The 6,910-nt window shown below is 32.2% G+C and carries 7 protein-coding genes and 1 pseudogene; 7 read left to right on the top strand and 1 reads right to left on the bottom strand.

From position 1 onward, the window contains the following. Positions 1-541: 541 nt before the first annotated feature. The 7 genes from HMPREF2586_RS02960 to HMPREF2586_RS02930 all read left to right on the top strand — a co-directional run bounded on the left by HMPREF2586_RS02960 (position 542) and on the right by HMPREF2586_RS02930 (position 6,616). On the top strand, positions 542-1,936 hold the full coding sequence (locus HMPREF2586_RS02960) for a YfcC family protein (RefSeq protein ID WP_046206751.1): 1,395 nt from the start codon (positions 542-544) through the stop codon (positions 1,934-1,936). Positions 1,937-2,120: 184 nt separating this feature from the next. Continuing rightward, positions 2,121-2,684 (top strand): GNAT family N-acetyltransferase, encoded by a 564-nt coding sequence (locus tag HMPREF2586_RS02955; protein WP_070037332.1) that lies wholly within the window; start codon positions 2,121-2,123, stop codon positions 2,682-2,684. Between the two features lie 145 nt (positions 2,685-2,829). Then, the gene (locus HMPREF2586_RS02950; protein ID WP_046206753.1) at positions 2,830-3,345 is read left to right on the top strand and encodes a VOC family protein; all 516 of its coding nucleotides are present in this window, start codon (positions 2,830-2,832) and stop codon (positions 3,343-3,345) included. Between the two features lie 28 nt (positions 3,346-3,373). After that, positions 3,374-4,357, top strand: a complete 984-nt coding sequence (locus HMPREF2586_RS02945; protein WP_070037335.1) for a D-cysteine desulfhydrase family protein — start codon at positions 3,374-3,376, stop codon at positions 4,355-4,357. Between the two features lie 115 nt (positions 4,358-4,472). Beyond that, on the top strand, positions 4,473-4,802 hold the full coding sequence (locus tag HMPREF2586_RS02940) for a thioredoxin family protein (protein ID WP_070037338.1): 330 nt from the start codon (positions 4,473-4,475) through the stop codon (positions 4,800-4,802). A 219-nt stretch (positions 4,803-5,021) separates the two neighbouring features. Next, the gene (locus HMPREF2586_RS02935; protein WP_046206756.1) at positions 5,022-5,543 is read left to right on the top strand and encodes a GNAT family N-acetyltransferase; all 522 of its coding nucleotides are present in this window, start codon (positions 5,022-5,024) and stop codon (positions 5,541-5,543) included. Positions 5,544-5,647: 104 nt separating this feature from the next. Beyond that, positions 5,648-6,616, top strand: coding sequence for an alpha/beta hydrolase fold domain-containing protein (locus HMPREF2586_RS02930; RefSeq protein ID WP_070812625.1), 969 nt, complete (start codon positions 5,648-5,650; stop codon positions 6,614-6,616). Positions 6,617-6,626: 10 nt separating this feature from the next. Here HMPREF2586_RS02930 and HMPREF2586_RS13025 read toward each other — a convergent pair. Beyond that, positions 6,627-6,812 (bottom strand): annotated as a pseudogene (locus HMPREF2586_RS13025) (IS5/IS1182 family transposase); the annotation flags it as partial. Between the last annotated feature and the right edge of the window lie 98 nt (positions 6,813-6,910).

Below are 6,910 nucleotides of genomic sequence, written 5' to 3'. Positions count from 1 at the left end.
AATCATATTCCCAGGCAAGCATGCACGGACAAAACCACAATATTTTAAGAATAAAAGTAGTATATAACGTTCGTAACAAGTTAAGTTTATCATTTAGTAAAAATGAAAAAATAAATATTTTTATAGGTTACATTACGTTTTAAATAATTTTAAACTATCTCATATTAAATTTATTTGTGAGTATTGTTTTAAGTAAAAGTACTCTTTTGTACTTATAAATACAAAGTGATTTTGTAGCGTGCTGACGCCTAGGGAAAAGGTATGAGTGAGAGACTACAGGCTCGAATCATATTCCCAGGCAAGCATGCACGGACAAAATCACAATATTTTAATTATCAAGAGATTAATCATACACTTTTTAAAACTTTTTCAAAAAGATGATTTGATGATTTAATTTAAGATATTTAAAAATAGATTGAAAATTCAGCATAATATCTATAAAGTGTATTATTATAATAGTTATTTATTAAATTGATTTATCAGGTCAGTTTTAAGTCACAGTATTTTTCAATTAAAAACAATTTAATGGGGGATATTTAAAATGTTCAAATCAATTTTCAAAAGGATAACATTTAAAACGCCGCATACATATGCATTGTTGTTATTTATCATTGTTGTAGCAAGTCTCCTCACATATTTAATACCAGCAGGGGAATATGCACGTGAAAAAAAAGACGGACAAACATTGGTTATATCAGGTTCATATCAAGAAGTATCACAACATGGCGTTTCGTTTTTTGATATATTTCGGGCGATTCCGGAAGGGTTATTGAGTGGAGGAGAAATTGTATTTTACATTTTCTTAGTAGGTGGCGCATTCGGTATTGTCCATAAAACAGGAGCCTTTGAAAATGGTGTGAATAAAGCTATGAGCACACTAGGTTCTTATAAAGTATTGATGATTCCTTTGACTATGACGATATTTTCTATATTAGGATTTTCAATTGGATTAGCAGAAGAAACAATTATCTTTGTTCCTATTGGGATTATTATAGCGAGAACATTAGGATATGATGCGTTGACAGGAGCTGCAATGGTTATACTTGGAGCAGCAAGTGGTTTTATTGGTGGTATGTTAAATCCATTTACTGTTGGTGTCGCGCAATCTGTAGCGGAGTTGCCACTATTTTCAGGATGGGGACTGCGTTCGATTATTTATATTTTTATTTTATTGGCAGCTATAACAACAGTAATGATATATGCGCGTAAAGTGAAACAAGATATGTCGAAAAGTATTGTTTACGAACTGGAACAAGCTGAAGGACAGTCAACGGCAACGATGGATACACCACGCTTTACAAAGCGACAAAAAGTAGGTTTATTACTCATTGTTGCAGCGATTATATTAAATGTGTTTGGTATTTTTAATTATGGTTGGTCCTTTAACGAAATGAGTGCTAATTTCTTATTAGCAGGTTTACTTGCAGGTGTCATTGGTGGATTGGGCATCAATGGGACTTTTGAAGCTATGATAGAAGGTATGAAAGATATTTTATTTGGCGCAATGATTGTTGGTTTTGCTAAAGGTATTATTGTTATTTTAGAAGATGGGCAGGTAATAGATACTATCGTCCATGGTATGACTACCTTGCTTACAGATGTCCCTTCGTCGGCAGTAATTATCGCGATGTTTATCTTACAATTCTTTTTAAATTTCTTTATACCATCAGGTTCTGGACAAGCATTAACTACTATGCCACTCATGGTGCCAATTTCCGACTTGTTACATATCAATAGACAAATTACTGTACTTGCATTCCAATATGGTGATTCAATCAGTAACGTCTTATTTCCAACTTCTGCAATTTTAATGGGTGCTTTAGCTGTCGGAAAGATATCCTATACACAGTGGCTTAAATTTGCTTGGAAATTAATTTTAGTGTGGGTCATTATATGTTGCATTGGTATGTCAATAGCCCTGATGATAGGTTATTAATCAATATGGATTAAGTTATACAATTAAGTTGAAATTTATATTGTTAGGCGTAGTATCTGATATTAAAGTATGAATTGAATATTGGATATACGCCTATTTTTATATTATTAATTATTAAAATGTTGAAATATTCAGAAATTACAAATAAGATATGAGATAAGACACTAGTAAAGAAGGTGAGGCAATGCAATATAGACCATTTATAGAAATACTGCCAAAAGTTACATTGAGACCGCCAGATCTTAAAATGGCCGAGGCATTATTTGAAACCATTCAAGAAAATTTCGCGCATTTATCTCGATTTTTAGATTTTATTACAGAGGATCTCACTGTAGATGCAGAAAAATCATATTTAAAAATGATGATACAACATCAAGCTGAAAGTAAAGGTCAATTATTTCTAATCTATTACGAAGATAAATTGATTGGCACAATAGATTTACATAAAATAGATTTAAAAAACAGCAAAGCAGAAATAGGTTACTGGCTGGCGAAAGGCTATACAGGTAAACGAATTGCGACAGAAAGTGTTGCATTTATATGTGGCTATGCATTTAAAATTTTAGGACTGAATAAACTCACGATTATTGCTGATGTGCGAAATATTGCTAGCAATAAAGTTGCTGAAAATGCAGGTTTTCATTTTGTCGCTACTGACGTTCAAGACATGAATGATGGTGAAAATTTTCAAGATATGAATCGCTATATTTTATTAAGAGATCATTATGATTTGGCAGAAAATAATTAAACGTAAGATTGATTGTGTATATCAAGCATGCTTAATTGTATCTGGTGTATCCAATACTCAAGCAATTGTTAAATGATTGAAATGACCCATATTTACTTTGGCAATACGCTGACATAAAGATGATAAAAAGGGGGTTACGGACTTGATGGCTAGAGGCATTAATCATATTGGTTTAACTGTACCTGATATTGAAATAGCAACAGCTTTCTTCAAGGAAGGTTTAGGTGGTCGTATTGCTTATGATAGCCAAACTAAAATGGATGAACCTAGAGGAGGTCAATTTGTTGAACATGTATTAGGATTGGAGAATGGCGCTGAAATTGTAAAAAAAAGAATGATGGTGTTTAATGATGGTCCTAATATAGAGATGTTTGAATTTGTACAAGCCAACCAAAAAAGCGCCGTAAATTTACAAGATATTGGTTATACACATATTTCGTTTTACGTGGATGACTTTGAAACATCGCTTAATAAAATTAAACAAGCTGGGGGACGACCTATCTCTGAACCTCATAGTAATACAAAATATGAAGATACAGATGGTAATCGTACTGTATATGTGAAAACACCCTGGGGAAGTTTGATTGAATTACAAACAATACCAAATGGTTATTACTATCCTAAAGATAGCGAGGCAAGCGTATTTATTCCAGACGTGTAAGAAATATTGACACAGGAGGTCAAAAGTAATGATAAGCAAAAAATTAGATGTCGCCAACTTACCCACACCTATTCATAAGTTAGAGCACTTAAGTCAACGTTTAGGCAAAGAAATTTATATTAAAAGAGATGATTATACTGGCACAGAAATATCAGGGAATAAAGTAAGAAAGTTAGAGTATACGATACAATATGTAATTGATCATGGATATGATACGATTATTACAACCGGTGCAATCACATCTAATCATGCTAGAGCAACAGCAGCACTATGTGCAAAGTATCAAATTGAATGTCATCTCGTACTAAAAGGCACCATGAAAGCTTTTGAAGGTAATTTATTTTTAGACGCTATGTTTGGCGCACATATACATGTGATTGACGACAATCAGTCTAGAGAAATAGCGATGACTCAATTGAGACATACAATAGAAGGCAAAAATAAAACACCTTTTATGATACCAACGGGTGCATCAGATTGGATAGGCACGCATGGTTATATCAATGCCTTTGAAGAAATTTTAAGACAAGAAACTGAACTAGGTCGTCATTTTGACTCTATTAATGTCGCCGTAGGTTCAGGTGGCACATATGCAGGTTTATGGTTTGGTAAGCACAGTAATAAACTTGATACTAAGATAATTGGCTATGCAGTCAATGAAAGTGCAGAGGCCTTTAAAAATAAAGTGCAAACAATCATTAATCATTTAGATGAAAGCATAGACACATTCGATACAATCACCATTAACGACAATTATATTGGATTAGGTTATGCGCAAGCAACAGATGAAGAATTAGCATTTTATATTGACATTGCACAACTAGAAGGTATTGTATTAGACCCAACTTATACAGGGAAAGCTTTTAGAGGTATGGTTAAAGAAATTCAAGCAGGAAAATATGATGATCAACAAGCAATTTTGTTTATTCATACGGGTGGTTTACAAGGTTATACAGAAGAAACAAGAACACGTATTCAACAATTGCTGCCACATTTCGATAATAATTTATAATAAATTGAGATTGAGGATTATGATAACTTTTTGTAGTCTAAAGCAAATAAATTGCTAAAAAGACTGTATATAGTGCATAATATTAAACACTTTATAATTAAGGAGGGTGTTCTAAATGACGCAAACATTAACTTCTATGGATGAATATCATTCATTTATTAACAAATATCCGCTCGTAGTCGTTCACGTAATGAGAGAAAATTGTAGTGTTTGTCACGCGGTATTGCCACAAATTGAAGACTTGATGCGCGAATTTCCAGACATACCGTTAGGCGTGATTAATCAAAGTCATGTAGAAGCAATTGCTGGTGAATTATCAATATTTACGGTACCAGTTGATTTAATCTTTCTCAACGGTAAAGAAATGCATCGCCAAGGCAGATTTATTGATATGCAACAGTTAGAACACCAATTATCCATGATGCATGAAAGTTTAAAATCATAAGTGAAATAGATAAAAATTGTATATTATAAGTGCTTAGACATCCTGTTGTTAGTGTATTAACATAAAAGTAATACTAATAATAGGATGTTTCAATTTAAAAGGATTATATTTAAAAATAAATTGCCTAAAATAAAAAAGAGGTAAATTAAAACACAAGTATCATATATAATAAAAATAATGTATGATAAGATTAATCTATTGAATTGAGGAGGAGTATTTATGCGCATAGAAAGAATATGTCCGAATGAAGCTGAAGCGCTGTATACTTGCATGAAAAAGATTGATCAAGAGACACAATACATGCTTTATTTACCTGATGAAAGAAGTTTTAATAAAGATAGCCTTGTTGATGATATTAAACATAATTTTTATATTGGTGTTAAAACAGATGAAAATGATATCTTAGGATATTTATCTGTACATATTAGTAGGTTAGCTAAAATTAAACATATCGGTTACATCGTGACAGGCGTGTTAAATGAACAACATCATCAAGGATTAGCTACAAAGATGTTTCAAGAAACAATAAAGTGGGCAGAGCGGAAAGGGTTAAGAAGACTTGAATTAACGGTCATTACAACCAATACTCCGGCAGTTAAATTTTATGAAAAATTAGGCTTTAAAATTGAAGGTATTAAACATGAATCTATTTATATGGATCATCATTTTTATGATGAACTATATATGTCAATGATGATAAATCAATCATTTTCAATAGATTCAGCTATACTCGAACGTTAACTTAATATAAGTTATCAATACATATTAATATTTTGAGTGACCTATCTAATAATTGAGCTTAATCTTCTAGTCATAAATCAATCGTTTATTGGAGGTAGTATAAGATGCTAAAAAAAATATTAACCTTTGCAAGTGTTAGCGTGATAGCTTCATACTTATTTGCCAAGCTTATAGAAAAACGTAGTTATCAAAGCTTTTTGTATGAAATAATGATTAGAGCGACAAAGATGAAACAGCCATTTGAAAAGAAAATAAACGCACAAAAGGCGCTTGCGTCTGTAAAAGCACAAACGCAAGGCGAGTATGCAGGCACGGATTATAACTTTGACAATGCCGTTTATACTAAAAAATTGCACGATATAACCAATTATGTTGTGAATGATAGAGAAGATCATCAACAAAAAGTAGTGATATACATTCATGGTGGTGCATGGTTCCAAGATCCGCTGCCATATCATTTCGAATATATAGATATGTTGGCAACAGCATTTGACGCAAAAGTAATCATGCCAATATATCCAAAAATTCCACACGCAACTTATAAGGAAACTTTCGAATTACTAGAAGAAATTTATAGATATGAATTAGATCAAAAGATGAGTTCTGAGCGTATTGTTATTATGGGCGATTCGGCTGGAGGTCAAATAGCATTATCTTTCGCACAATATTTGAGAACGTTGGACTTACCACAGCCAAGTGATATTGTGATGATTTCACCTGTGCTGGATGGTACATTTAGTCATCCAAAAATTCATAGCTATGAAAAAATTGATCCTATGTTAGCTGTTGCAGGAAGCAAATATTTAATTAGCTTATGGGCTGACAAACTGTCATTAACGGATTGGAGAGTATCGCCAATATATGGAACATTCAATGGATTAGGAAGAATGACTATTTCAATAGGTACCAAAGAAACACTTTATCCAGATGCTGTTAAGCTATCGCGAATGTTAAATGCTCAAGGTATTCACCATAACTTTATCCCAGGATACCAACTATTTCATATTCATCCTATTTTCCCAATTCCTGAAAGAGCACAATTTATCAAAAAGTTAAAAAAGATTATAGACTAACATAATCACATATTAACACGGTAAACATTTTGGGTTGATATGATAAAACACCACGATGAGGTTTGAATTCATTGAATATATATTTAGAGGTTTTTCAACAATTTCATTCACATGTCTTTGATATATTATTTGTGGGAATAAGTACTGAAGTTTCCATTGGTAGTGTATGTTGAGCCATGTTATAACCATTATACATAAGTTACCTTGATAATTTAGTATAGTTAGTGTTTATTAAATTATCAAAGTGACTTGTTTTTAAGTGTTTTAATGTAAAATTACATATGGATGCGTTGT

It is taken from the genome of Staphylococcus sp. HMSC034G07 (assembly GCF_001835975.1).
Taxonomy (GTDB): domain Bacteria; phylum Bacillota; class Bacilli; order Staphylococcales; family Staphylococcaceae; genus Staphylococcus; species Staphylococcus ureilyticus.
This window is presented reverse-complemented; position numbering and strand designations above follow the sequence as displayed.

Excerpts from the sequence above, each read along its gene's own strand:
- HMPREF2586_RS02960 (WP_046206751.1), top strand. The coding sequence starts at position 542 with ATGTTCAAATCAATTTTCAAAAGGATAACATTTAAAACGCCGCATACA.
- HMPREF2586_RS02950 (WP_046206753.1), top strand. The coding sequence starts at position 2,830 with ATGGCTAGAGGCATTAATCATATTGGTTTAACTGTACCTGATATTGAA.
- HMPREF2586_RS02955 (WP_070037332.1), top strand. The coding sequence starts at position 2,121 with ATGCAATATAGACCATTTATAGAAATACTGCCAAAAGTTACATTGAGA.
- HMPREF2586_RS02940 (WP_070037338.1), top strand. The coding sequence starts at position 4,473 with ATGACGCAAACATTAACTTCTATGGATGAATATCATTCATTTATTAAC.
- HMPREF2586_RS02935 (WP_046206756.1), top strand. The coding sequence starts at position 5,022 with ATGCGCATAGAAAGAATATGTCCGAATGAAGCTGAAGCGCTGTATACT.
- HMPREF2586_RS02930 (WP_070812625.1), top strand. The coding sequence starts at position 5,648 with ATGCTAAAAAAAATATTAACCTTTGCAAGTGTTAGCGTGATAGCTTCA.
- HMPREF2586_RS02945 (WP_070037335.1), top strand. The coding sequence starts at position 3,374 with ATGATAAGCAAAAAATTAGATGTCGCCAACTTACCCACACCTATTCAT.